25 protein-coding genes are annotated in these 21222 nt (G+C 58.1%); 11 read left to right on the top strand and 14 right to left on the bottom strand.

The window, feature by feature from the left end; all coding sequences use genetic code 11:
• Nucleotides 1-17 precede the first annotated feature (17 nt).
• Nucleotides 18-830, bottom strand: a complete 813-nt coding sequence (locus ACXAH8_RS19675; protein ID WP_475220306.1) for a TIGR00282 family metallophosphoesterase — start codon at nucleotides 828-830, stop codon at nucleotides 18-20.
• Between the two features lie 89 nt (nucleotides 831-919).
• On the opposite strand from ACXAH8_RS19675, the gene ACXAH8_RS19670 reads away from it, so the two are divergent.
• Nucleotides 920-1153: a putative hemolysin gene (locus ACXAH8_RS19670; protein WP_170377990.1), complete on the top strand. Its 234-nt coding sequence runs from the start codon at nucleotides 920-922 to the stop codon at nucleotides 1151-1153.
• Between the two features lie 10 nt (nucleotides 1154-1163).
• Here ACXAH8_RS19670 and ACXAH8_RS19665 read toward each other — a convergent pair whose 3' ends face one another.
• Together ACXAH8_RS19665 and mgtE are read right to left on the bottom strand one after the other, a co-directional pair.
• Nucleotides 1164-1721, bottom strand: a complete 558-nt coding sequence (locus tag ACXAH8_RS19665) for a 5-formyltetrahydrofolate cyclo-ligase (protein ID WP_475220305.1) — start codon at nucleotides 1719-1721, stop codon at nucleotides 1164-1166.
• Nucleotides 1718-3109, bottom strand: coding sequence for a magnesium transporter (gene mgtE / locus ACXAH8_RS19660; RefSeq protein WP_475220304.1), 1392 nt, complete (start codon nucleotides 3107-3109; stop codon nucleotides 1718-1720). The genes ACXAH8_RS19665 and mgtE overlap by 4 nt, the downstream gene beginning before the upstream one ends.
• Nucleotides 3110-3252: 143 nt before the next feature.
• Between mgtE and guaD the strand changes: the two genes are divergently transcribed.
• Nucleotides 3253-4542 (top strand): guanine deaminase, encoded by a 1290-nt coding sequence (gene guaD / locus ACXAH8_RS19655; RefSeq protein ID WP_475220303.1) that lies wholly within the window; start codon nucleotides 3253-3255, stop codon nucleotides 4540-4542.
• Nucleotides 4543-4590: 48 nt separating this feature from the next.
• Here the strand turns inward: guaD and ACXAH8_RS19650 are convergent, their stop codons facing one another.
• The 3 genes from ACXAH8_RS19650 to ACXAH8_RS19640 all read right to left on the bottom strand — a co-directional run bounded on the left by ACXAH8_RS19650 (nucleotide 4591) and on the right by ACXAH8_RS19640 (nucleotide 7251).
• Nucleotides 4591-5928, bottom strand: a complete 1338-nt coding sequence (locus ACXAH8_RS19650; protein ID WP_475220302.1) for an 8-oxoguanine deaminase — start codon at nucleotides 5926-5928, stop codon at nucleotides 4591-4593.
• Between the two features lie 114 nt (nucleotides 5929-6042).
• On the bottom strand, nucleotides 6043-6834 hold the full coding sequence (gene hisN / locus ACXAH8_RS19645) for a histidinol-phosphatase (protein ID WP_475220301.1): 792 nt from the start codon (nucleotides 6832-6834) through the stop codon (nucleotides 6043-6045).
• A gap of 45 nt (nucleotides 6835-6879) precedes the next feature.
• On the bottom strand, nucleotides 6880-7251 hold the full coding sequence (locus tag ACXAH8_RS19640) for a helix-turn-helix domain-containing protein (protein ID WP_170377978.1): 372 nt from the start codon (nucleotides 7249-7251) through the stop codon (nucleotides 6880-6882).
• Nucleotides 7252-7577: 326 nt separating this feature from the next.
• Here ACXAH8_RS19640 and ACXAH8_RS19635 point away from each other — a divergent pair, with 326 nt between their 5' ends.
• Complete coding sequence (locus tag ACXAH8_RS19635; protein ID WP_475220300.1) at nucleotides 7578-8534, top strand: NADPH:quinone oxidoreductase family protein; 957 nt, start codon at nucleotides 7578-7580, stop codon at nucleotides 8532-8534.
• On the opposite strand, the gene ACXAH8_RS19630 is transcribed toward ACXAH8_RS19635, so the two are convergent.
• Complete coding sequence (locus tag ACXAH8_RS19630; protein ID WP_475220299.1) at nucleotides 8531-9412, bottom strand: LysR family transcriptional regulator; 882 nt, start codon at nucleotides 9410-9412, stop codon at nucleotides 8531-8533. The genes ACXAH8_RS19635 and ACXAH8_RS19630 overlap by 4 nt on opposite strands.
• 123 nt (nucleotides 9413-9535) lie before the next feature.
• Here ACXAH8_RS19630 and ACXAH8_RS19625 point away from each other — a divergent pair, with 123 nt between their 5' ends.
• On the top strand, nucleotides 9536-9751 hold the full coding sequence (locus tag ACXAH8_RS19625; protein WP_170471843.1) for a DUF1127 domain-containing protein: 216 nt from the start codon (nucleotides 9536-9538) through the stop codon (nucleotides 9749-9751).
• A gap of 178 nt (nucleotides 9752-9929) precedes the next feature.
• A complete protein-coding gene (locus tag ACXAH8_RS19620; RefSeq protein WP_170377970.1) occupies nucleotides 9930-10706 on the top strand; it encodes a Bax inhibitor-1/YccA family protein in 777 nt (258 codons plus the stop codon).
• 112 nt (nucleotides 10707-10818) lie between these two features.
• On the opposite strand, the gene ACXAH8_RS19615 is transcribed toward ACXAH8_RS19620, so the two are convergent.
• Nucleotides 10819-10998, bottom strand: a complete 180-nt coding sequence (locus ACXAH8_RS19615; RefSeq protein ID WP_170665619.1) for a CTP synthetase — start codon at nucleotides 10996-10998, stop codon at nucleotides 10819-10821.
• 471 nt (nucleotides 10999-11469) lie between these two features.
• Between ACXAH8_RS19615 and ACXAH8_RS19610 the strand changes: the two genes are divergently transcribed.
• Entirely contained in the window at nucleotides 11470-12039 is a 570-nt protein-coding gene (locus ACXAH8_RS19610; protein ID WP_475220298.1) for a hypothetical protein, read from the top strand.
• 91 nt (nucleotides 12040-12130) lie between these two features.
• Here the strand turns inward: ACXAH8_RS19610 and lepA are convergent, their stop codons facing one another.
• Nucleotides 12131-13930: a translation elongation factor 4 gene (lepA, locus tag ACXAH8_RS19605; protein WP_475220297.1), complete on the bottom strand. Its 1800-nt coding sequence runs from the start codon at nucleotides 13928-13930 to the stop codon at nucleotides 12131-12133.
• Nucleotides 13931-14092: 162 nt separating this feature from the next.
• Here lepA and ACXAH8_RS19600 point away from each other — a divergent pair, with 162 nt between their 5' ends.
• From ACXAH8_RS19600 to ACXAH8_RS19590, 3 genes are all read left to right on the top strand, one after another.
• A complete protein-coding gene (locus ACXAH8_RS19600) occupies nucleotides 14093-15193 on the top strand; it encodes a Hint domain-containing protein (protein WP_475220296.1) in 1101 nt (366 codons plus the stop codon).
• Nucleotides 15194-15195: 2 nt separating this feature from the next.
• Entirely contained in the window at nucleotides 15196-15504 is a 309-nt protein-coding gene (locus ACXAH8_RS19595; RefSeq protein ID WP_170660004.1) for a hypothetical protein, read from the top strand.
• A gap of 67 nt (nucleotides 15505-15571) precedes the next feature.
• Nucleotides 15572-16525 carry a LysR family transcriptional regulator gene (locus ACXAH8_RS19590; protein ID WP_475220322.1) on the top strand — a complete coding sequence of 318 codons (954 nt, stop codon included), beginning with the start codon at nucleotides 15572-15574 and terminating at the stop codon, nucleotides 16523-16525.
• Here the strand turns inward: ACXAH8_RS19590 and ACXAH8_RS19585 are convergent.
• On the bottom strand, nucleotides 16522-16965 hold the full coding sequence (locus ACXAH8_RS19585) for a low molecular weight protein-tyrosine-phosphatase (RefSeq protein WP_475220295.1): 444 nt from the start codon (nucleotides 16963-16965) through the stop codon (nucleotides 16522-16524). The two genes, ACXAH8_RS19590 and ACXAH8_RS19585, sit on opposite strands and share 4 nt — an antisense overlap.
• 28 nt (nucleotides 16966-16993) lie before the next feature.
• Between ACXAH8_RS19585 and ACXAH8_RS19580 the strand changes: the two genes are divergently transcribed.
• Complete coding sequence (locus ACXAH8_RS19580; RefSeq protein WP_475220321.1) at nucleotides 16994-17686, top strand: NAD-dependent deacylase; 693 nt, start codon at nucleotides 16994-16996, stop codon at nucleotides 17684-17686.
• Between the two features lie 62 nt (nucleotides 17687-17748).
• Complete coding sequence (locus ACXAH8_RS19575) at nucleotides 17749-18357, top strand: HdeD family acid-resistance protein (protein ID WP_425083824.1); 609 nt, start codon at nucleotides 17749-17751, stop codon at nucleotides 18355-18357.
• 97 nt (nucleotides 18358-18454) lie between these two features.
• Here ACXAH8_RS19575 and ACXAH8_RS19570 read toward each other — a convergent pair whose 3' ends face one another.
• From ACXAH8_RS19570 to meaB, 4 genes are all read right to left on the bottom strand, one after another.
• A complete protein-coding gene (locus tag ACXAH8_RS19570; protein ID WP_475220294.1) occupies nucleotides 18455-18937 on the bottom strand; it encodes a copper chaperone PCu(A)C in 483 nt (160 codons plus the stop codon).
• Between the two features lie 45 nt (nucleotides 18938-18982).
• Nucleotides 18983-19321 (bottom strand): hypothetical protein, encoded by a 339-nt coding sequence (locus ACXAH8_RS19565; protein ID WP_475220293.1) that lies wholly within the window; start codon nucleotides 19319-19321, stop codon nucleotides 18983-18985.
• A gap of 409 nt (nucleotides 19322-19730) precedes the next feature.
• Entirely contained in the window at nucleotides 19731-20018 is a 288-nt protein-coding gene (gene rpmB, locus ACXAH8_RS19560; protein WP_085794823.1) for a 50S ribosomal protein L28, read from the bottom strand.
• A 221-nt stretch (nucleotides 20019-20239) separates the two neighbouring features.
• Complete coding sequence (gene meaB / locus ACXAH8_RS19555) at nucleotides 20240-21211, bottom strand: methylmalonyl Co-A mutase-associated GTPase MeaB (protein WP_170489656.1); 972 nt, start codon at nucleotides 21209-21211, stop codon at nucleotides 20240-20242.
• Nucleotides 21212-21222 lie beyond the last annotated feature (11 nt).

Here is a 21222-nt window from a genome sequence, read left to right as displayed (position 1 = left end):
CGGGTCAGGGCAAGTATTTACGGCCCGGCCTGTTCCAACCGACCGCCCACGCGGACCATGCGCACTGATTTTGCGCTGCCATCCTGATCATTGGTCTCGACGAACACTCCGCTGAGGGTTGCTTCGCCATTGGCCGGAGAAAAGCGCGCCTTGGGCATGCCAGTGATGAACCGCCGCATCGGCTCAACCTTGTCCATACCAATGACCGAGTCATAGTCACCGCACATCCCCGCATCCGTAAGATAAGCGGCACCGCCGGGCAGAATCTGCGAATCCGCCGTCGGCACGTGCGTATGCGTGCCCACCACAAGGCTGGCACGCTTGTCGCAATAGTGGCCCATCGCCATTTTCTCGGATGTCGCCTCGCAATGCATATCCACGATGATGGCATTGGCCTGCCCGCCGCGCGGGTGGGACTTCAAGATCGGCTCGACCGCCGAGAACGGATCATCAAACGGCCGCTTCATGAAAACCTGGCCCAGAACCTGCACCACCAGGACCTTCCGCCCTCCGGGTGCGTTGAACAGGCGATAACCCCGCCCCGGCGCGCCCTTGGCAAAGTTCACCGGGCGCACGATGCGCGACTCTTTCTCGATGTGTTGCAGCATGTCTTTCTGGTCGAAGGCATGATCGCCCAGCGTCACGCAATCCGCGCCCGCATCGAGCAGCAGCTTGGCATGGTCCCCGGACAGCCCCATCCCGTTCGAGGCGTTCTCGCCATTGACCACAACAAAATCCAACCGCCATTCGTCGCGCAGGCGCGGCAGATGCTGTTGTATGGCCGTGCGTCCCGCGCGGCCCATGACGTCACCCAGAAAAAGTATCCTCATCCCAACGGTCGTAAGTCTGGTCAACGCGAAGCACAAGTGGTTATGCTGCCGTAATAAACCGTCAAAGCCCTTTAGATCGGAGAAACTTGATGTCGCGTATCCTATTGTCTGCCCTTGGCCTCACTGCGCTAGCCGCTTGTGACCAGGCGGGAACGAGCGATTCCAACACCCAGATTGCCAACCCTGCGGCCACGTTCTGCGTGGAAAGCGGTGGCAAATATGAAATCCGCGACGGTGCCGACGGGCAAACCGGCGTTTGCATATTGGCCAGCGGCCGCGAGGTAGACGCTTGGGAATACTTCCGTGAGAACCACTCGATCTAACGAGGCAGTCTTAGAACGTCAGAACACGGCTTTCCGTGACAACCATATCCAACGGCTGATCGGTTGGCTCCAACGGCAGCCCTTCGGCCTCTTGCCCATCGAAGGCAAAGCCGATCGCCAGGGTTGGGCGTTTGGCGCGTAGCCCTTCCAGGGTGCGGTCGTAGAACCCGCCGCCATAGCCCAGACGGCCGCCGTTGGCGTCAAAAGCCACCAACGGAACAATCAGGATTTCGGGGTCGAAGTAATCGTCGATCTCGGGCACTTTCGCCCCGAACGGCCCGTCCTTCAACGCACCTTCGGGTGTCCAGCGTGAAAATTTCAGCGGCTGCCCCGCAGCCTGAATCACCGGCACACCAACGGGGCCGTAAGCTGTCGCCTCAGCCATTGCAGGCAGCGGGTCAATCTCGGTCCGAATTGGCATGTAGCCGGACATGGGCACGCCTCGATGGCCTGCCAGTATCTCGGACAAACGGCCCGCAGCGCCCGGCAAAGAGGCATCAAACGCCGCTTTGCGACGGGCAAACGCCGCTTTGCGTGCCATCGCCTTGATTTCAGTCAGATCGGTCACAGAAGCACCACGCTGGCAAGTCCCAAGAAGATGAAGAAGCCCATGACATCCGTTGTGGTTGTCACAAACGTCCCAGATGCCAGCGCCGGGTCAATGCCCATTCGGTCCAGCAAGACCGGTACTACCGTACCTGCAAAGCCCGCGATGATCATGTTCACGACCAAAGCTGACCCAATCACGACCCCAAGCAGAGGCGAATCGAACCAAAGCATACCAACAGTGCCCAGAACGATCGCAAAGCACAGGCCGTTCAGCATGCCGACCAACAGCTCGCGTCGGATCACACGCATGACGTTCGAGGCGGTCAGGTCGCGCGTGGCCAACGCCCGCACCGCAACCGTCAGTGATTGTGTCCCCGCATTGCCACCCATCGAGGCGACAATTGGCATCAGTATCGCAAGCGCCACCAACTGATCAATCGCAGCCTCGAATTGCGAAATCACCAAAGAGGCACAGATCGCCGTACACAGGTTCACAGCAAGCCAAGGTAAACGCCGACGGCTTGTTGCGGCGACACTGTCCGAAATCGAGCTTTCGTCGCTTACACCCGCCAGACGCAGAATGTCTTCCTCATGTTCTTCGTCCAGAACCACCATGGCGTCATCGATGGTGATGACACCGACCAAACGGCCATCGGCATCGACAACGGGGGCCGAGATCAGGTGGTATTGGTTGAAAGCATAGGCCACATCCTCTTCGTCCTGATCGACGGGGATGATGTGGAATTCCTCTTCCGCCAGGTCTTTCAGCGGCACTTCGCGCCGCGCGGCCATCAGCTTGCCCAAGGTGATCTGCGCAACAGGCTTCAGGCGCGGATCAACCAGTACGACGTGATAGAACTGTTCCGGCAGGTCATCATTGGCGCGCATGAAATCAATGGCCTGCCCCACCGTCCAATGCTCGGGGGCCATGACGACCTCACGCTGCATCAAACGACCAGCCGAGTTTTCGGGATAGGAGAGCGCCTGCTCTGCCGCGACCCGCTCGGAATCCTCAAGCGCGTCCAGAATCGTTTCCTGTTGCGGCTCTTCCAGATCCTCCAGCAAGTCGACGACATCGTCGCTGTCCATGTCCCGCACGGCTTCGGCCAGAACGTCGGGTTTTAGGACACCAATGACCTCTTCCCTAACGGCCTCATCCAGTTCCGACAGGATGTCGCCGTCGAACTCTTTGTCATAGAGACGGATCAGGCGGGCGCGGTCGTAGGGATTGATCTGCTCCAGAAGGTCGGCGATGTCGGCGGCGTGCAGCGGCTCCATCAATTCAACCAGCTTGTCGCGATCATCCACGTCCACGGCAAACAGGATCGCCGCAACGGTACGGCGGTCCAGCGCGTAGACGTCTTCGTCAGCGGAGTCGGTTACGGGATCATCAATGCCTGTGGTCATGTGCTGCTCCCGTTCTTAGTCATGCCATTGGCCCCTAATTAGAAGAAGCAGCTACCGGAAAACAATGACAATGCGCCGATTTACCCTCATCTTTCGCACGCATATGCTGATGAACGGGCTCAAACAGCTAAGGAACAAGGCGAATGGCGCAAAAGACGCTTTTGAAAGGGCGCGTTCTAAGTTTTGACGGCTCCCCTTTTGAGGGAGAGCCAACGGATTGCACCAAACTCGACGAAGCGGTCGTGATCGAGGATGGGCGCGTTCAAGCCGTTGGTGCGCTGGATCGCTTGCGTGCCGTGCATCCGGATGCTGAGATTAGGGACTACGGCAAGCACCTGATCATGGCCGGGTTCGTTGACCCGCATGTGCATTTCCCTCAGACCGCCATGATCGCGAGCTGGGGCAAGCGGCTGATCGACTGGCTGAACACCTATACCTTCCCCGAAGAGATGAAGTTCGGCGATATCGATTACGCCACCGAGATCGCCAACCGTTACCTCGACCTAACAGCCGCGCATGGAACGACGACCACGTGCAGTTTTTGCACGATTCACCCCGAAAGCGTCGATGCCTTTTTCTCGGCAGCCCAACAGCGCGGTCAGCGGGTTGTTGCAGGCAAAACCTGCATGGACCGTAACGCGCCAGAGGACCTACGGGATACAGCACAAACGGCCTTTGATCAGTCTCAGGCTTTGCTGGAGAAATGGCACCGCGTGGATCGTCTGTCTTATGCGATCACACCGCGGTTCTCGCCCACCTCTACACCCGAACAGCTTGAGGCTTTGGGCGCGCTCTGGGCGGAGCATCCACATTGTCTGATGCAGACCCATCTGAGCGAGCAAACCGATGAGATCGAATGGGTCCGGTCCCTGTTCCCGGACGCGCGCGACTATCTGGATACCTATGAGAAGTTCGGCCTGCTGGGACAGAATGGCCTCTATGGTCACGTCATCCATCTGGAAGATCGTGAGCGGGATCGGCTGCGCGAGGTGGACGCCGGCTTGGTGCATTGCCCGACCTCGAACACCTTCATCGGGTCGGGCCTGTTCGACATGAATGGGTTGATCCGAGATGGCCACCGCGTTGGCCTGGCCACCGATACCGGTGGCGGGTCCAGTTTTTCGATGCTGCGCACCATGGCCGCTGCCTATGAGATCGGCCAGCTGCGTGGCCGCCCCCTGCACCCAGCGCAATTGCTGTGGCTGGGTACAGTCGGGTCGGCGCGAACGTTGCGGATGGACGACTGCATCGGGAATGTTGCCACGGGGATGGAGGCCGATTTGGTGGTGATCGACCTCGCCTCGACCCCAGCCATCGCCCAGCGCGAGGCCCACGCGGATGATCTGTGGGAGGCCGTGTTCCCCACCATCATGATGGGAGACGACCGCGCTATTGCTGATGTCTGGATCGGAGGGGCGCAGGTCGCCCGTTGAATGCGCCTTCGGCGGGGGTGTTTTTAGCCAGATGAAGGGCGGATCCCGCTATTGGGCTAGCGCGCGGGCCAGACGGTTTTGGGTCTCGATGGTGCGCGGCAGGTCAATCGTCGTGATCTGACCGTCTCGCACGATCTGGCGGCCTTCGACGAACAGATGTTTGACCTGCATTGGCCCAGCCAGAATCAAGGCCGCCGGGTCCCAACTGCCCGCGCTTTCGAGGCTTGTGCGGGTATCCCAGACCGCAATATCGGCCCGTTTGCCCGGCATCAAACGCCCGCAATCGGGCCGTCCAAGCACATCCGCTCCACCCCGTGTCGCGATCTCAAGTGCTTCGCGGGCGGACATTGCGTCTGCGCCATTCACCACGCGTTGCAGCAACATGGCTTGCCGCGCCTCGAGCATCAGATTGCCGTTGTCATTGCTGGCCGACCCGTCCGCGCCCAGCCCGACCTTCACGCCCTGATCCCGCATGTTCCTCACTGGCGCAATGCCGGACCCGAGGCGACAGTTCGAGCAGGGGCAATGGGCCACGCCTGTTCCCGTTCTTGCGAACAGGTCGATCTCAACCCCATCCAGTTTGACACAATGGGCATGCCAGACGTCTGCTCCGGTCCAGCCCAGCTCCTCGGCATATTGGCCCGGACGACAGCCGAATTGGGCTTCGGAATAGGCGATATCTTCGTCATTCTCGGCCAGATGCGTATGCAGCATCACCCCCTTGTCGCGCGCCAGTAGTGCTGCGTCTCGCATCAGGTCGCGGCTGACGGAAAAGGGCGAACACGGTGCAAGGCCCACCCGACACATCGACCCCTCCGAAGGATCGTGAAACGCATCCACCACGCGGATCATATCGTTGAGAATGTCTTTCTCACGCTCGACCAGACTGTCGGGCGGCAGGCCTCCGTCACTTTCACCGATACTCATCGCCCCGCGCGTGGGATGAAAGCGAATCCCCAATTCCGAAGCGGCGGCAATCGTGTCCTCAAGCCTAGCCCCATTCGGATAGAGATACAGGTGATCGGAACTGAGTGTGCAGCCCGACAAGGCAAGTTCGGCCAGACCGATCTGCGCCGAAGTGAACATCTCATCCGATCCGAACCGTGCCCAGATCGGGTAGAGCGTCTGCAGCCAGCCGAACAGCAAAGCGTCCTGCCCGCCCGGAACCGCCCGTGTCAGCGTTTGGTAGAGGTGATGATGCGTATTCACCAACCCGGGTGTGATGACGCAGCCCGAGGCATCGTGGACCTCTCCGTTTGTGATCAGATCCTGGCCAATTTCGGCAATCTGGCCGTCCCGGATCAGGATATCCGCGCCGTGCAGCTCTTGGCGATCATCATCCATTGTCAGGATGGTGTCGGCGTTTTTGATCAGTATTTCGGGCATTTCACGCTCCTGCTTCTGCCCGTCTCAAGCAAGGAGTGCATTAGCCAGCGGAAAACGGGCGCAAGAACCGGCTCAGTGCAGCTTACTCACGCGCGACCATTGCGGCAATGACATTCAATAGTTACGCAGGATTTCCAACGCTGCGGCGTGAATTTCAGCGTTGGCGGCTGCCAATGCCCTTCCGCCATTGTGGGCCGGGCCACCCTGCCAATCGGTGACGATACCGCCTGCGGCTTCAATCACTGCAATCGGCGCCTGAATGTCATAAGCGTTCAACCCGGCCTCGATCACCAGATCTGCCTGACCGGCGGCAAGAAGCGCGTAGGCATAGCAGTCCATGCCATAGCGAGTCAGCTGAACTTGCTCAGCTACGGTTTGAAAACCTGCACGATCCTCTGACGTGCCAACCTCGGGGAAGGTCGTGAACAGGGTCGCCTGCTCCAACACCTTTGTGCCACGCGTTTTCAACGCAGTTGTGCCCAAAGGCCCAGTCAGTTGAGCGATGCCTGATCCGCCAACAAAACGCTCACCGATATAGGGCTGATCCACCACGCCCATGATTGGGCCGTCCTGCGTTGACAGAGCGATGAGAACGCCCCAGGTCGGTGTACCGCTGACGAACCCTCGAGTGCCGTCGATCGGATCAAGCACCCAGGTTCGGCCCGAAGTGCCCTCAACCTGCCCGAATTCTTCACCAAGAATGCCATCTTCTGGCCGACGCTGTGCCAGAACCGCCCGCATGGCTTGTTCCGCCGCGCGATCAGCCACAGTGACGGGGTCATACCCGCCAGCCAGCTTGTTATCGGTTTCCAGATTGGTCTGTCTGAAATACGGAAGAATGGCTGCGCGCGCGGCGTCAGCCATTTCTTCGGCAACTTCAAGGTCGGTCAGGTCGGTCAGGCTCATGCAGCACAGGTGCTGCGAACACAGGCCGGTGTCAAGCCGTGGTGATCAGGCAACGTCGCTAAGAACACGTGCCAGTTCAAACAGACGGCGACGCTGGTTTTCCGGAATCGCGTAGTAAGAGCGCACCAGATCCAAGGCTTCCTTGTCACCCATCAGGTCAGCAGGAAGCGCGCTCTTGTCGGATTTCTCTTTTTGGCCTTCTTCAAGACCTTCAAAGAAAAAGCTGACCGGTACGTCCAGCGCATCGGCAATGTCCCACAAACGGGAGGCACTGATTCGGTTCGCCCCGGTTTCGTATTTCTGGATTTGCTGAAACTTGATACCAACTTGCTGCGCCAACTGCTGTTGGGTCATGCCAATCAGCCAGCGGCGATGTCGGACACGCTTGCCCACATGGACATCGACGTGATGAGTCATTGGTATTCTCCTCTACTACACACACATCTGTTGCGGGACTTCGCGCCGTTCACATAAACAGAAGTTAGAGAAGTCCCCATAAGCATCCCCCAACCAGACATGTGCGATCCCCCGATACAGCACTGCCGTCCAATATTGCCGCTTTTGACTTTTTTTTCAAGTTGGTTGAATTGGAATCTCTGTACATTGGTTTATGGTTGTGCATCTCTGTGATTTTGGCGGCGCGGCCTGACCAAACTGTCTTCGTTAGCGCGCTCAATCAGCTGAACGCATTGACAATTTCACTCATACTGCGACCTATTCCCTGAAAACTGAGATGAACCATCATGCTTGCATATCGCATAGAATCCAAAGGCGCCGACGCGCGAATTGTCGAAGTACCCACGCCGACACCTGCCGAGGGACAGGTCAGAATCGCCATCAAAGCATGCGGCCTGAACTTCGCCGATTTGCTGATGCAGAAAGGCACATACCAGGATACGCCTAACCCTCCGTTCACTTTAGGCATGGAAATCGCCGGTGTTGTCGACGAACTGGGACCTGAAGTCTCTGGTTTGAAGGTTGGTGACCGTGTCGCCGTGTACTCGGGCCACGACGGGTTGGCTGAGTACGGCGTGTTCGACGCGGATCGGGCCATCCCCATCCCGAATGAGACCAGTTTTGAAGAGGCTGCCGCCATTCAGATCGCCTATGGGACCAGTCACCTTGCCCTGGACCATCGCGCCCAGTTGCAGCCGGGTGAAACCCTGCTTGTGACCGGAGCAGCCGGTGGCGTCGGGCTAACCGCAGTGGAGATCGGCAAACTGATGGGGGCAACCGTCATCGCCCAAGCGCGCGACGCAGAAAAGCTGGCGGCTGCCCAAGCCGCCGGGGCCGATCACTTGATCGACGCCTCAGAAGACCTTCGCGCCCGCGTTAAAGAATTAGGAGGCGCTGATGTGGTCTATGACGCGATTGGGGGCGACGTTTTCAAAGCCGCCTTCCGCGCCACCAACCCCGAAGGTCGTCTGCTGCCAATCGGCTTTGCCGGTGGCGATGTCCCTCAAATCCCGGCCAACCACCTGTTGGTCAAGAACCTGACGGTGATCGGCTTCTATATCGGCGGCTACCTCAGGTTTCGCCCGGATATCGTGCGCAACAGCTTTCAGACGCTGTTCCAATGGCATGCCGAAGGGAAGATCACACCTCATATCAGCCACACCCTGCCGTTGAACGAAGTCGAACACGGCCTCCGCCTGTTGAAAGAGCGTAAATCCACCGGCAAGATCGTGGTTACGCCCTAGCCCACCACAGCCCGAAGGGGTGTGCCGCCCAGCATGCGGAAATTCTGTCGCACCAGTTGCGCCAGCGCCTCTATGACAGCATCGCGCCCCGGCTCTCCACCGTATAGATTAATCATATGCGCAGGCAGCTCGGGCAAAACACCACCCGAGTCGATCTGTTCAAGGTGTGCGGCCTCGGTGCCGTCCAGCATCGCGTGAATCGCCAGATCAGCGCTGACGGTCGCTTCGATGGTGCGGTCATTCTCGGTTTCGACGGAAAGCTCCCACGGGATACCTGCGGCATCCAGCGCCGCGATAACCTGCGGGCGGAACATGCAGCGCCGCCCCAGCGCAATCGGCACCGGGTTCTTGCGCCAGGCCGAGCCACCGGGCGCCCCGATCCAGCGCAGCGGAAGCTCGGCAATGGTCTCAGAGCCGTCGGATGACGAAGGCTCAGTCGTCAGGATCAGATCACATTCTCCGCGCTTAAACATATCCTTTAGCTGCAGCGAATAGGACGAGATCAACTGCACCCGCACACGCGGGAAATCGGCATTGAACCGCTGAAGTACGCGCGGGATCGCCGGGTAGACAATGTCATGAGGGACACCCAGAACCACCTCGCCCTCAAAGGCCTGATCCGTGAGTTTCGAGATCACCTCATCATTCAAAGCAATCATCCGACGGGCATAGGCAAGCAACTGCTCGCCCGAGGCGGTCAGCGCGATGGTCCGACCACTTCTGTCCAGAAGCTCCAGATCCAAAAGCTCTTCCAAGCGTTTCAACTGCATGGAGACGGCTGATTGCGTCAGATGCAGAAACCCCGCCGCCCGGGTAACGCCACCCTGATCGGCCACAGCCACAAAGGATCGCAATGTGGTGATGTCCAGATTTCTCATGTTCACGAATCCTTATGCATCCAATCAAAAATATTCGTTTTTAAAATGTGCCTTAACTCGCCATATAAATCAAGGAAGTTGATGAGACCGATCTAAACCATCTGAAAAACGAAAGGATAGACCATGAACTCGATCGCCCTGAACCGCCCTTGCCCTCAACACAAACAATCCCTGTTTGCGCGTATACGGTCCGTCCTGTCCGTACGACGTCAACGCCAACAACTGGCTCGGCTGGATACCCGCGCCCTGAACGACATCGGCATCACCCGTGCCCAGGCCGACGCCGAGGCCCGCCGTCCCATCTGGGATGCCCCGCAGTTCTGGAAAAGCTGCCTTTAAAACTCATGTTTTTTCAGCGATAGGCGATCTGCGGCAGCAGGTCGCCGTTTTTGTTGCGTATTTTAGGCGGAAATACCGCAGAAACTCTTGAAACACAGCCTGCAGTTGCCGATATTCAGCAGGAAAGCGGCCAATACTTACGGGCCGCACGCAGATACGTTTAGGGAGACCTTTTTAAATGGCACAATTCGATACGATTCGGACGGCCGCAGGCGCACGCGCCGCCGAGATTGATGAGGGCCTTCGCGCCCATATGAACAAAGTCTACGGCACGATGTCCGTGGGTATGTTCATCACCTTCCTCGCAGCCTGGGCGATCTCGGGTCTGTCGATCACCACCGATCCGTCGGCGGCCGTGGCGCAGCTGAACGCGAACACCTACCTGACCGCGCTAGGTCATTCGATCTATGTCTCGCCACTGAAATGGGTGATCATGTTCGCACCGCTGGCCTTTGTGTTCGGCTTCAGCGCCATGATCAACCGCATGTCGGCCGCGGCTGCGCAGTTGGTTTTCTACTCGTTCGCCGCCGTAATGGGCCTGTCGATCAGCTGGATCTTCATCGCCTTTACCGGTCAGTCGATCATTCAGGTCTTCCTGATCACCTCGATCGCCTTCGCGGGTCTGTCGCTCTACGGCTACACGACCAAGAAAGACCTGTCGGGTATGGGAACCTTCCTGATCATGGGCGTTATCGGTCTGATCGTCGCGATGGTGGTCAACATCTTCCTGGCCTCGTCGGCCATGGCCTTCGCGATCTCGGTCATCGGCGTTCTGATCTTCGCCGGCCTGACCGCCTATGACACGCAGCAGATCAAGAATACCTACCTCCAGATGGCACATGCCGGTGATCAGGAGTGGCTGGGCAAAGCCGCCATCATGGGTGCGCTGAGCCTGTACCTGGACTTCATCAACATGTTCATGTTCCTGCTGCAACTGCTGGGGAACCGAGAGTAAACCTCTCCCCCACTGCAGAAACCATTCAAACCTGCCAAGACCCGATCTTGGCAGGTTTTTTGTTTCCGGAATATGCGTGACGGCCCTGCAACGCGCAGGCGATGGCCGAGCGTCACCCCTCCAGCTTGCGCGCCACCAGATACGAGGCCGGGAAGGCCGCCACAAACCCCACCACAGCCGCCAGCACGATTGGAAGGACTGCGGTGTATCCCATAACCAGAACAGCAATCACGGCTGTTCCTGCGAGGGTAGAGCCAAGGAAGATATGAACGATCAACATCAGGGGGAGCATTGCGACCTCATTCAAGTATTCGACAATGCGCAAACATTGGCACGTTGATCGAATTCGGTCCTTGATCTGGGTCAGAGGTTTGGGGGGCTCAGATCACTTGCGACGGCGAGTGAGTATCCGTTCGAGGAAACGTGCGTAGTGGATGAATGGAGAGGGGAAGAACCGCGACCAATCCAAACGGATGAGCGGCGTCCCGGAAATTGTCCAGTGGACGAACTCAGCCGCAAACGCGGAGCCACGGAGCGCCAAAGCGTTCGCAACGGTTGATCAGTAGAACGGAGGGCAGCGCCGACCCGAGGGGCGGCGCAAACGCGCCGCCACATGGGGGCGGGTCGGCTCGGCCCGGCGGTGCCGCCGGGCGAGACAAACCCTTGTGAAACCCAGACACTTGTGAAGGTTGAAAGATACAACTTAGTACTACTGCTGTCTCGCTGAGCAAGAGACCTTAACCGTCAAAACACGAGCTAATTTATGAAGAACTCATTTCCAAATAAAGGTACAGCAGTAGAACAACTCATTCGACGAGAGTTTGCATACGAATTGGGGCTCTACCTTCAAACGTGCGCGCACATTGAAATGATGGCCAGCGCCTTAATTGTTTGCTTGAGAGGGCTGGAACCAGAAAGCGAGGATTGGTTTCATGAGTACTGTAAAGTTAGGAAGCTCCAAACTGGTCGATTCCTCGAACAGCTCGGTAAATGCAGTGAGCCAGCAAAAACATTTGGGTTCTCGGATGAGCTATCCAAGCTATCTGACTGGATTAAACGATTTGTACAGAATCGGCATATGGCCGCACACGGCGCATTCTTTGACAGTCCCCAAGGTTTCATGCGTGTCGACTATGTAACCAAAACCGGTACGAAAAAGGAAACCAAGTTTCAGCGCGAAAATACCGCTGTGACGCGGGAGCAAATTGACGTCGTACTAAAAGATGCTGACAGGATCTATCTCACTGTTTTGAGCATGATTGCCCTTATTCACGAAGACCTTCCATCCAGAATACATCAAAGAGTTGTGCCGATAGTAGTGCACCCAACCTAAGAAAACCAAACTTCTTCATCGATCTAATCGCGTGGGCACGTAGTTGGCTGCGCCAACGGCTTTCGCCTACCCACCGAAAAAATGGGCAGACTCAGCTGTCCATTTTTAGGGCGCTAATAAACGCCTCTTGTGGGATATCCACCTTCCCGAACTGACGCATCTTCTTTTTACCCGCCTTCTGCTTGTCCAGCAGTTTGCGTTTCCGCGTGGCGTCGCCTCCGTAGCACTTCGCGGTCACGTCCTTGCGCAGCGCCGAGAGCGTCTCGCGGGCGATGACCTTGCCTCCGATGGCGGCCTGAATCGGGATTTTGAACATGTGGCGCGGGATCAGGTCCTTGAGCTTTTCGCACATCGCCCGGCCCCGCATCTCGGCCCGGTCGCGGTGAACCATGGTCGACAGCGCATCGACCGGTTCGTCATTCACCAGCACCGACATCTTGACCAGATTATCCTCGGTATAGCCGGTCATCTGGTAGTCGAACGAGGCATAGCCCTTGGTCACCGATTTCAGGCGGTCGTAGAAGTCAAAGACGACCTCGTTCAGCGGCAGGTCATAGACGACCATGGCGCGGGTGCCCGCATAGGTCAGGTCTAGCTGGCTGCCGCGGCGATCCTGGCAGAGTTTCAGCACGTCGCCGAGGTATTCGTCGGGCACCAGAATGGTCGCCTTAATGCGCGGTTCCTCGATATGGTCGACCTTCGAGGGGTCGGGCATGTCGGCGGGGTTGTGCAGCTCGATCATCTCGCCGTCTTTCATGTAGACGTGATAGATCACCGACGGCGCGGTAGTGATGAGCTCAATATCGTATTCGCGTTCGATCCGGTCGCGAATGACCTCAAGGTGCAAAAGGCCGAGGAAGCCGCAGCGGAAGCCAAAGCCCAGCGCGGCGGATGTTTCCATTTCAAAGCTAAAGCTGGCGTCGTTCAGCGCAAGTTTGTCGATCGCGTCACGCAGGTCTTCGAATTCAGCCGAGTCTACGGGGAAGAGGCCACAGAACACCACCGGCTGCGCGGGTTTGAAGCCGTCCAGCGCGTCCTCAGTCCCGTTGCGGTCATTGGTGATGGTATCACCCACGCGGGTGTCGCGGACCTGTTTGATTGAGGCGGTCAGAAAGCCGATCTCACCGGGGCCCAGCGAGTCCACCATCTCCATCTCGGGGCGGAAGACACCGACGCGGTCGACATGATGCAAGGTACCGTTCGACATGAACTTGACCCGCATGCCCTTTTTCAACGTGCCGTCCATGATGCGGACCAGAACGATAACGCCGAGATAGGCGTCATACCACGAATCCACCAGCATCGCCTTAAGCGGCGCGTCGAGATTTCCCTGCGGTGCGGGCAGTTGCTGGACGATGGCTTCGAGTGTCTCATGGATGCCCTGCCCCGTCTTTGCCGAGACCTGAATCGCGTCCGTCGCGTCGATGCCGATCACATCCTCGATCTGTTCCGCCACGCGATCACAATCGGACGCAGGCAGGTCGATTTTGTTCAGCACCGGTACGATCTCATGATCGGCGGCGATGGCCTGATACACGTTGGCCAGCGTCTGCGCCTCAACCCCTTGGGTCGAGTCAACAACCAGCAGAGAGCCCTCGACCGCGCGCATCGACCGGCTGACCTCATAGGCAAAGTCCACGTGGCCGGGTGTGTCGATCAGGTTCAGCACATATGCCTCGCCATTGTCGGCGGTATAGTCGATGCGAACCGTGTTGGCCTTGATGGTGATGCCGCGCTCACGCTCGATGTCCATGCTGTCGAGCAGCTGTTCCTTCATGTCACGATCCTTGACCGTTCCGGTCTCTTGGATGAGCCGGTCAGCAAGGGTGGATTTGCCATGGTCGATATGCGCGACGATGGAGAAATTGCGGATATGAGCGAGGTCTGTCATGGATTGGGATATGTCCGGAGTTTGTGGTCTCGTCAAGCGCTGAAGCGTTGCAAAAAAGGCCATTCTCGCAGCTTTCTGAGCAATAGCATTTACCGGATTCTAGCCAATGGGTAGAATGCTTAAAGCGACTGATCCGAATAAGAGCCAGAAAGCAGCTATCAGGTGGCCGATTACTCTATCTTCGTTTTGGGCGAAAGCCAGCTAACGATTTCGGTCGCGCAAGGGCTGGACGGCCTCACTCAGGGCACCGGCATTCATCTGATTGGCGAAACAATCACGATCGACACTCTAGCTGTTACGGAAGTCTTCATTACGGACGCAGGTTCAGACACGAGCTTTGCAGACAATGATGGAAATCAGCGTTTGGATGGTGACCAAACAATTGATGGAACCCTGTTTTCCAGTGGTACGCGGGTTGAGGCCGAATATGGAATTACCCTGACGGATGGAACCAATACCTACCAGGCTGTTGCCTTCAATGTGAATAACTCCTCCCCCGCCTTTGGTACAGTTGAAGGGATAGCATTCATCGGCGGCCCGGGCGAGTTTCCTCCGTCAGGTATCCCACTGACCGTCGTCAGCACGCAAGAGGGTCCGAGCTTTGAATCCTCAGATTATGTGAGCCCAATCTGCTATTGCCGTGGAACACTCATAGAGACCCCAGAGGGTGATACCCCGATTGAGAAGCTTCAGGTGGGCGACTTGGTCTGGACGAAAGATGACGGGCACCTGCCAATCACTTGGGTCGGATCACAAGATGTGATCGCGAGCGGGAGTTTTAGAGCGGTCGAAATCCCCTCCGGCCCATTGCAAAATCCAATTTCGCTCAGCGTTTCACAGCAACATCGGCTGCTGATCACGCACCCTGCGGCTGAGCTAATGTTTGGGGTACCGGACGTATTTGTTCCTGCAATCAGCCTTGTTGATGTTGGCCTTGCCCACTTCTCCGATGCACGCGCCGTTAGTTATCATCACATCTTGCTTGATCGACATAGCATCCTAAAGGCCAACGGGGTTGAGGCAGAAAGTATGTTTGTTGCGAAAGCACCTCGGGACGCAGAGCCAGACGCTTTGTTTTTTCAGAATATCACCCCCCCAACTGCCGGGCCGATGCAGATCGCGCGAATGCCACTAAGACGTCGTGAAGCCACGGTCTTGCTTTGTGAAGTCCTACGTATTGATCCCAAGCCATGTTTGATTCATACTCCCGCGCAGATTGAGAGGGGCGCAAGATCCCTCCAAGCAGGCAAAAACGAGGCATGAGCATGAAACAGTTCCTCCTAATCGCATTTTGTGCGGCGTCGCTGACGACAGTGGCTCCGGTTGCGGACGCATCGCAGATCAAGCGGGCGTGTTTGGCGTCGGACCGTCAGGCAGCGACGCGGGCGCGGTGTTCTTGTATCCAGCGCGTGGCAGATCAAGCGTTGACGCGCAGTGATCAGAAGACCGTCTCGAAATGGTTCACTGACCCCCATCAGGCGCAGCAATTGAAGATGTCTCAGACTGCACGCGATGACGCGCTGTGGGATCGCTATCAGAACTTTGGCCAAATGGCGCAGGCGATCTGCAGCTAGGCCGTTCTGAAACCTTGACCTGATGCCCGCTGCGCCCCAAAAAAAGGCGCAGCGAAAGGTGTATCTTATGGTGATGAAAGGGCTGACCCTGCGGGGCCTTGAGGTGTTTGAGGCGCTGGCCCGGACAGGATCGGTGGCACAAGCGGCGGAGATCACGGGGCTCAGCCAGCCCTCGGTTTCTCAGCAGTTGCGCAATCTGGAAAAGGCCATCGGCACCGATCTGGTGGACCACGGGCGAAGGCCAATGCGACTGACGCAGGCCGGGCGCAGTTTTCTGACACGCGCGCAGGCGGTTCTGTCCGAGCTGCAGATGGCCCAAAGCGAGCTGACCGTGATGGATCTTGGCCATCTCACGACGCTCTCGATCGGATTGATCGACGATTTCGACAACGACCTGACACCGCGGCTTGCGACCCTTTTGGCCGACAGCCTGACGCGCTCGAAATTCAAGCTGATCACCCTGCCCAGCCTTGACTTGTTTTCCGAGCTTGAAGCACAGCGCCTGCATATGGCCGTCTCAGCCCATAGCGGCGAGGTGTTGGAGGGGGTCGTAGAGTACCCTCTGGTGCAGGACCCCTTCATTCTGGTCGCGCCGAGCAGCGTCGGCAATGGAACCGAGGCCGTCGAGAAACTGCCTTTCCTGCGATATGCGCGCGAGCAGCTGATCAGCCGTCAGATTGAAAGCCATATCGCCCGACAGCAAATCGAGTTCGAGGAGCGGTTCGAGATCGGCTCACACCTGGCCCTGATGGCGATGGTGGCGCGGGGCTTGGGCTGGGCGATCACCACACCGCTGGGATATATGCGCGCGGCCCGGTTCCACGAGGACCTGCAGGCCCATCCCTGCCCCCTTGGAGCGTTTTCTCGCACGATTTCGTTGTTCACCCGCACCGACTGGTCCGATCAGGTCCCGCAAGAAGTCTCGGGCATGATGCGACGGCTGATGCAAAGCCAGATGATCGACCCGGCCATTGCCAAGCTGCCCTGGCTCAGCGGACAGTTGAAGGTGATGAACAGTTAGCCCTCAAGATACGCGGCAAGCCCTTCGACAGCGGTTTCGATCAGATCCAGCGCGCCGTCAAAATCCCGCGTGTAGTACGGGTCAGGCACGTGATCCGCCCCGGCCTGAGGCGCGAAATCAGTCAATAGACGAACCTGGGTCTGATTACCGACCGGGCGCAGGGCTTCAATATTCGCGATGTTCTCGGCGTCCATCCCCAAAATCAGGTCGAACCGCTCGAAATCCTCAACCACGAATTGCCGGGCCCGCAGATCGTCCAGCTTGATATCCCGCGCCTTGGCTGCGGATTGCATCGGACCATAAGGCGGCTTGCCGATATGCCAGCCTGCCGTCCCGGCGCTGTCGGTTTCATGGTGGCGCGCGCGAGCGCGAAAAGTGCCCTCGGCCGCAGGAGACCGACAGATATTGCCCAGGCAAACAAAGAGGATACGATGTGTCATGGGCCAATCTGTAGCGCGTGAGGGGCATATGGAAAAGATCGTCATTCTGACCGGGGCCGGGATTTCCGCCGAAAGCGGCCTCAGCACCTTTCGCGATGAGGGCGGCCTGTGGGCGCAACACCGGATTGAGGATGTGGCAACGCCCGAGGGTTTCGCCCGCGACCCTGCCTTGGTTCAGGGGTTCTACAACGCCCGCCGCGTGCAGGCCGCCAAGGTGGAACCCAACGCGGCGCATAAAGCGCTGGCCCGGCTGCAACGGGGCTTTCCGGGCGAGGTTGTGATCGTCACGCAAAATGTTGACGGGCTGCACGAGGCCGGCGGCGCGCAGGATGTGATCCACATGCACGGGAAACTATCCGGCGCGCTCTGCGCATCCTGTGGCCACCGCTGGACAGCACCGCCTGAGATGGAGGTGGGCGAGCCCTGCCCGGCCTGCAACGCCCCCACCGCACGCCCTGACGTGGTCTGGTTTGGGGAAATGCCCTATCATATGGAGGAGGTTTTCGATCACCTCGCCTCCGCCACGATCTTCGCTGCGATCGGCACATCAGGCCAAGTCTATCCAGCGGCAGCTTTTGTCCACGAAGCTCAAGCAATTGGAGCGCGAACAATCGAGATCAATCTTGAGCCGACCGGCGGAGGCTTCGACGACCATCTTCTGGGCAAAGCGTCCGAAACTGTGCCAAAATGGGTTGATCGCTTACTACAGATTCAAACCTAGTGCGAACGACAAAGCGGGACTATCCCGCTCTATTTCAACAAGGTTTTTCAAGAGGCCGTAAAATGACCGACCAAGACCCCCAAACCGGCGAGATTCTGGACGATAACAGCATGACCGAGCGAGACAGGCTGAGCGCGCAACTTTCAAGCCTGTGGTGGACGTTTCTGATACGTGGGGTGCTGGCGGGTGCGGTCGGGATCGCCGCGCTGTTCTGGCCCTCGAGCAGCATCGCGCTGTTGCTACGGCTGGTTGGGGCACTGTTGATCATCGACGGCGGGTTGACTCTTTTGGGGGTTGGTCGTCGCGGGCTGTTGGGCGGGGCGGCCATCGGCGCTGTTCTGATCGGCCTCGTTCTGCTGATCTGGCCCGAAGGCACCGTCAAGCTGGCCTTCTTCCTACTGGGCGCCTGGGCATTGATCATCGGCATCGGCTCACTGGCCGCTTCACAACAAATGAATGAGCGCGACCCTCAACGCGGCTCGATGCGTGGGTCAGGGATCGCAGCTTTGATCATCGGCCTGGTCCTGATGATATGGCCAGCCGTTGCATTGATCGCACTGGGATGGGCCATCGCCTTTTCAGCACTTGCGATTGCAGCCGTGATGTTCTGGCTGGCCACCCGTCTGCACAACGCCAGCGACCGGGTCGGCATGAAAACCATCAATCGCTGATGTGCCAACACCAGCCTAGGGATGCAAAAGGCCGGGCTCTGTGCCCGGCCTTACGCATGGATGATGGCCGCAACGCGGTCCGAAGACAGGCGTTCACCTAGTTCGAATACGACCCGTGGTTATCATGGCCATGTTTGTCCTCGCGTTCCAGATCAACCGGAATCTCAACCACGACCTCACCTGCATTTTCAAAAACCAAGGTAACAGGCAGCATCTCGCCTTGTTCAAAAGGGTCCTTCAGACCCATGAACATCACATGGGCGCCCCCGCGCTTGAGCGCAAAGCTCTCACCCGCTGGAATCACAAAGCCTTCCTCGACATGCACCATCTTGGCCACGCCCGCATCGTCGATCATATGGGTGTGCAGCTCGACCCGAGCCGATACGTCCGAAGTCGCACTGATCAGGCGATCATCGGTATCACTGGTGTTCTGTATCACCATAAAGGCCGCACCCGCCTTGGCTGCCTTACCAGACGACCGAGCGTATGCGTCGTCTACAACGATGATATCGGCGGCAAAGGCTGGAACGGCCAACACACAACCGGCCAGTGTTGCGAACAGAGTGGATTTGAGGGACATCGCGCCTCTCCTATTTATTTTGGTCTGATTTGTATCGAAAGGGAATCAGACCTTCACCGGAGGGGCCCGCGCCGGTTTCCGCGGCAAAGGCAGCGCGATCAAGTTTTCATCGCGGCTGAGCGGCTGAACACCACGCATCAGCGGCGCATCAGGTACGACCGGAGGATGCGGATGAACTGCCCCTAGCAGAGCCAAAGCATAGTCCGGACAATAGTGCGGAGGCGCTGTCGGCTGCCCCTCCTCATCCATATAGACGACAACGGGTCCTGTGCCCGTACACAGCACCATTTGGCCTACTGCGCGGTCAACTCCGCGCGAAACGGCCAATCCCTGCCCTGTCAGAACAACCAACAGGCACATCACAACTGGAAGGATTCGAGGCACGAAACGTTTCATTCGGCCTGGATATAGGCCGCTGCGCAAACAAGCTACAAGCGCCAAACCGTCGCGCCCGAAATCGCTTCAGTATTCCAGACCGCGCCGCTTTACGGTTCCCTTTGTGAGGCTGGTATGAGACCGGTTAACCCGGCGCTGCATCCGGGAACATGCGGAAATTGTCTTACTTGCCAGCTTACTCAGCAAAAGAAAGAAATAAAAACTCTTAAATGACATTGGACAACACTCGTTGTTGATAAACCAATAATGTCAAAAATAGGGCGGCTTTGTCTGTGAACAAGATCACTCAAGAGGATTTTGTTTCCCGGACGAGCACAACCGTTGCCAATCGTTTCCAAATGAAAAAGCCCCGAACCGGCTAGGTTCGAGGCTTTGGAATTCTGTTAAGTGTAAGGACTTAGGCCGCGGCTTGGGCCTTAGCGATTTCCTTTTTCACTTTCAGAGCGTTTGCCGACAGCTCTTCGTCCTTGGCTTTCGCCAGGAACGCGTCCAGACCACCACGGTGGTCGACCGAGCGCAGGGCAGCCGCCGAGATGCGCAGCTTAACGCCGCGACCCAGGGTCTCGGACTGCAGGGTAACGTCGTTCAGGTTCGGCAGAAAACGACGACGAGTTCTGTTTTTGGCGTGGCTGACATTGTTGCCAGTCATCGGGCCTTTTCCGGTCAGTTCGCAACGGCGCGACATGGTTTCTTCCTTTGTTTCTGGAGGCCCGGCAAAACGCCTGCGGCCAAATCACAAGGGGCACAACCCGAAGTCGCGCCCGAAAACTGGTTGGATGCGTTTAGTGGGAATCGCTGGAAGGGTCAAGACACGGCGGACGGATTCTTTTACAAAACCGTTTACTGCGGAACGGCCTGCCGGGCCGCACCTGCGGCGCGCGTATTTTGGAAAAGGTGAAAGCACCTTTAGACCAGACTCGCCAGCATTTTCTCGGCGGCTGCAGCAGGGCTGAGGCGACCTTGGGATACTTCTGCATCAAGCTGCGCCATCTGGGCCTTGGCCTGGGCTGTTTCAAGGCGTGCAAGCAGCGAATGCCGCACCTCTTGATCGAACCAATAGCGGGCTTGTGCGGCGCGATTGGATTGCCAATGACCCGCCTCGCGCCTCCAATCGGTCAGACTCTGAATTTCCGCCCATGCCTTGTCCAGCCCATGTTCCTCAACCGCTGAGACGGCCATGGCCTTCGGGAAACCTTCGGGGTCCTGAGGCCGTTTGCGCAACAGGCGCAGGGCACCGGCGTAATCGGCACAGGTGCGGGTTGCGGTTGCCTTAAGGTCTCCGTCGGCCTTGTTGATCAGGATGATGTCGGCCATCTCCATGATACCGCGCTTCACGCCTTGCAACTCATCCCCGCCTGCCGGGGCCAGCAGCAGCAGGAACAGGTCCGACAGCTCCGAAACCACGGTTTCGGACTGGCCGACCCCCACGGTTTCGATCAAAACGACATCGTAGCCGGCTGCCTCGCACAGGGCGATGGCCTCGCGGGTTCGGCGGGCGACGCCGCCGAGGTGGCTCTGGCTGGGAGACGGGCGGATAAAGGCGTTTTTCTCACGGCTCAGACGCTCCATCCGGGTTTTGTCGCCCAGAATGGACCCACCCGAGCGGGCCGAGCTGGGATCCACGGCCAGAACTGCGACGCGCAACCCCTGCCCGATCAGCATCATGCCAAAGCTTTCGATGAAGGTGGACTTGCCGACACCCGGCGTACCTGACAGACCAATCCGCAGGGATTGCCGCCCGGATTGCGCCAGATGGGACAGCAACTCAGTCGCTTGTGCCCGGTGATCTTCCCGCTGGCTTTCGACCAAGGTAATCGCACGCGCCAAAGCCCGACGCTCGCCCTGCAATATCCTGTCGCCCAAGTCAGCTATGTCCATCCGTCCGGTCC

The sequence above is a fragment of the Ruegeria sp. ABV3_008 genome, assembly GCF_056161185.1.
The sequence above is the reverse complement of the archived record's forward strand: the minus strand, read 5'-3'. Positions and strand labels throughout refer to the sequence as shown.

Excerpts from the sequence above, each read along its gene's own strand:
- ACXAH8_RS19675 (WP_475220306.1), bottom strand. The coding sequence starts at position 830 with ATGAGGATACTTTTTCTGGGTGACGTCATGGGCCGCGCGGGACGCACG.
- ACXAH8_RS19670 (WP_170377990.1), top strand. The coding sequence starts at position 920 with ATGTCGCGTATCCTATTGTCTGCCCTTGGCCTCACTGCGCTAGCCGCT.
- mgtE (WP_475220304.1), bottom strand. The coding sequence starts at position 3,109 with ATGACCACAGGCATTGATGATCCCGTAACCGACTCCGCTGACGAAGAC.
- guaD (WP_475220303.1), top strand. The coding sequence starts at position 3,253 with ATGGCGCAAAAGACGCTTTTGAAAGGGCGCGTTCTAAGTTTTGACGGC.
- ACXAH8_RS19650 (WP_475220302.1), bottom strand. The coding sequence starts at position 5,928 with ATGCCCGAAATACTGATCAAAAACGCCGACACCATCCTGACAATGGAT.
- hisN (WP_475220301.1), bottom strand. The coding sequence starts at position 6,834 with ATGAGCCTGACCGACCTGACCGACCTTGAAGTTGCCGAAGAAATGGCT.
- ACXAH8_RS19640 (WP_170377978.1), bottom strand. The coding sequence starts at position 7,251 with ATGACTCATCACGTCGATGTCCATGTGGGCAAGCGTGTCCGACATCGC.
- ACXAH8_RS19635 (WP_475220300.1), top strand. The coding sequence starts at position 7,578 with ATGCTTGCATATCGCATAGAATCCAAAGGCGCCGACGCGCGAATTGTC.
- ACXAH8_RS19630 (WP_475220299.1), bottom strand. The coding sequence starts at position 9,412 with ATGAGAAATCTGGACATCACCACATTGCGATCCTTTGTGGCTGTGGCC.
- ACXAH8_RS19625 (WP_170471843.1), top strand. The coding sequence starts at position 9,536 with ATGAACTCGATCGCCCTGAACCGCCCTTGCCCTCAACACAAACAATCC.
- ACXAH8_RS19620 (WP_170377970.1), top strand. The coding sequence starts at position 9,930 with ATGGCACAATTCGATACGATTCGGACGGCCGCAGGCGCACGCGCCGCC.
- ACXAH8_RS19615 (WP_170665619.1), bottom strand. The coding sequence starts at position 10,998 with ATGCTCCCCCTGATGTTGATCGTTCATATCTTCCTTGGCTCTACCCTC.
- ACXAH8_RS19610 (WP_475220298.1), top strand. The coding sequence starts at position 11,470 with ATGAAGAACTCATTTCCAAATAAAGGTACAGCAGTAGAACAACTCATT.
- lepA (WP_475220297.1), bottom strand. The coding sequence starts at position 13,930 with ATGACAGACCTCGCTCATATCCGCAATTTCTCCATCGTCGCGCATATC.
- ACXAH8_RS19595 (WP_170660004.1), top strand. The coding sequence starts at position 15,196 with ATGAAACAGTTCCTCCTAATCGCATTTTGTGCGGCGTCGCTGACGACA.
- ACXAH8_RS19590 (WP_475220322.1), top strand. The coding sequence starts at position 15,572 with ATGGTGATGAAAGGGCTGACCCTGCGGGGCCTTGAGGTGTTTGAGGCG.
- ACXAH8_RS19585 (WP_475220295.1), bottom strand. The coding sequence starts at position 16,965 with ATGACACATCGTATCCTCTTTGTTTGCCTGGGCAATATCTGTCGGTCT.
- ACXAH8_RS19580 (WP_475220321.1), top strand. The coding sequence starts at position 16,994 with ATGGAAAAGATCGTCATTCTGACCGGGGCCGGGATTTCCGCCGAAAGC.
- ACXAH8_RS19575 (WP_425083824.1), top strand. The coding sequence starts at position 17,749 with ATGACCGACCAAGACCCCCAAACCGGCGAGATTCTGGACGATAACAGC.
- ACXAH8_RS19570 (WP_475220294.1), bottom strand. The coding sequence starts at position 18,937 with ATGTCCCTCAAATCCACTCTGTTCGCAACACTGGCCGGTTGTGTGTTG.
- rpmB (WP_085794823.1), bottom strand. The coding sequence starts at position 20,018 with ATGTCGCGCCGTTGCGAACTGACCGGAAAAGGCCCGATGACTGGCAAC.
- meaB (WP_170489656.1), bottom strand. The coding sequence starts at position 21,211 with ATGGACATAGCTGACTTGGGCGACAGGATATTGCAGGGCGAGCGTCGG.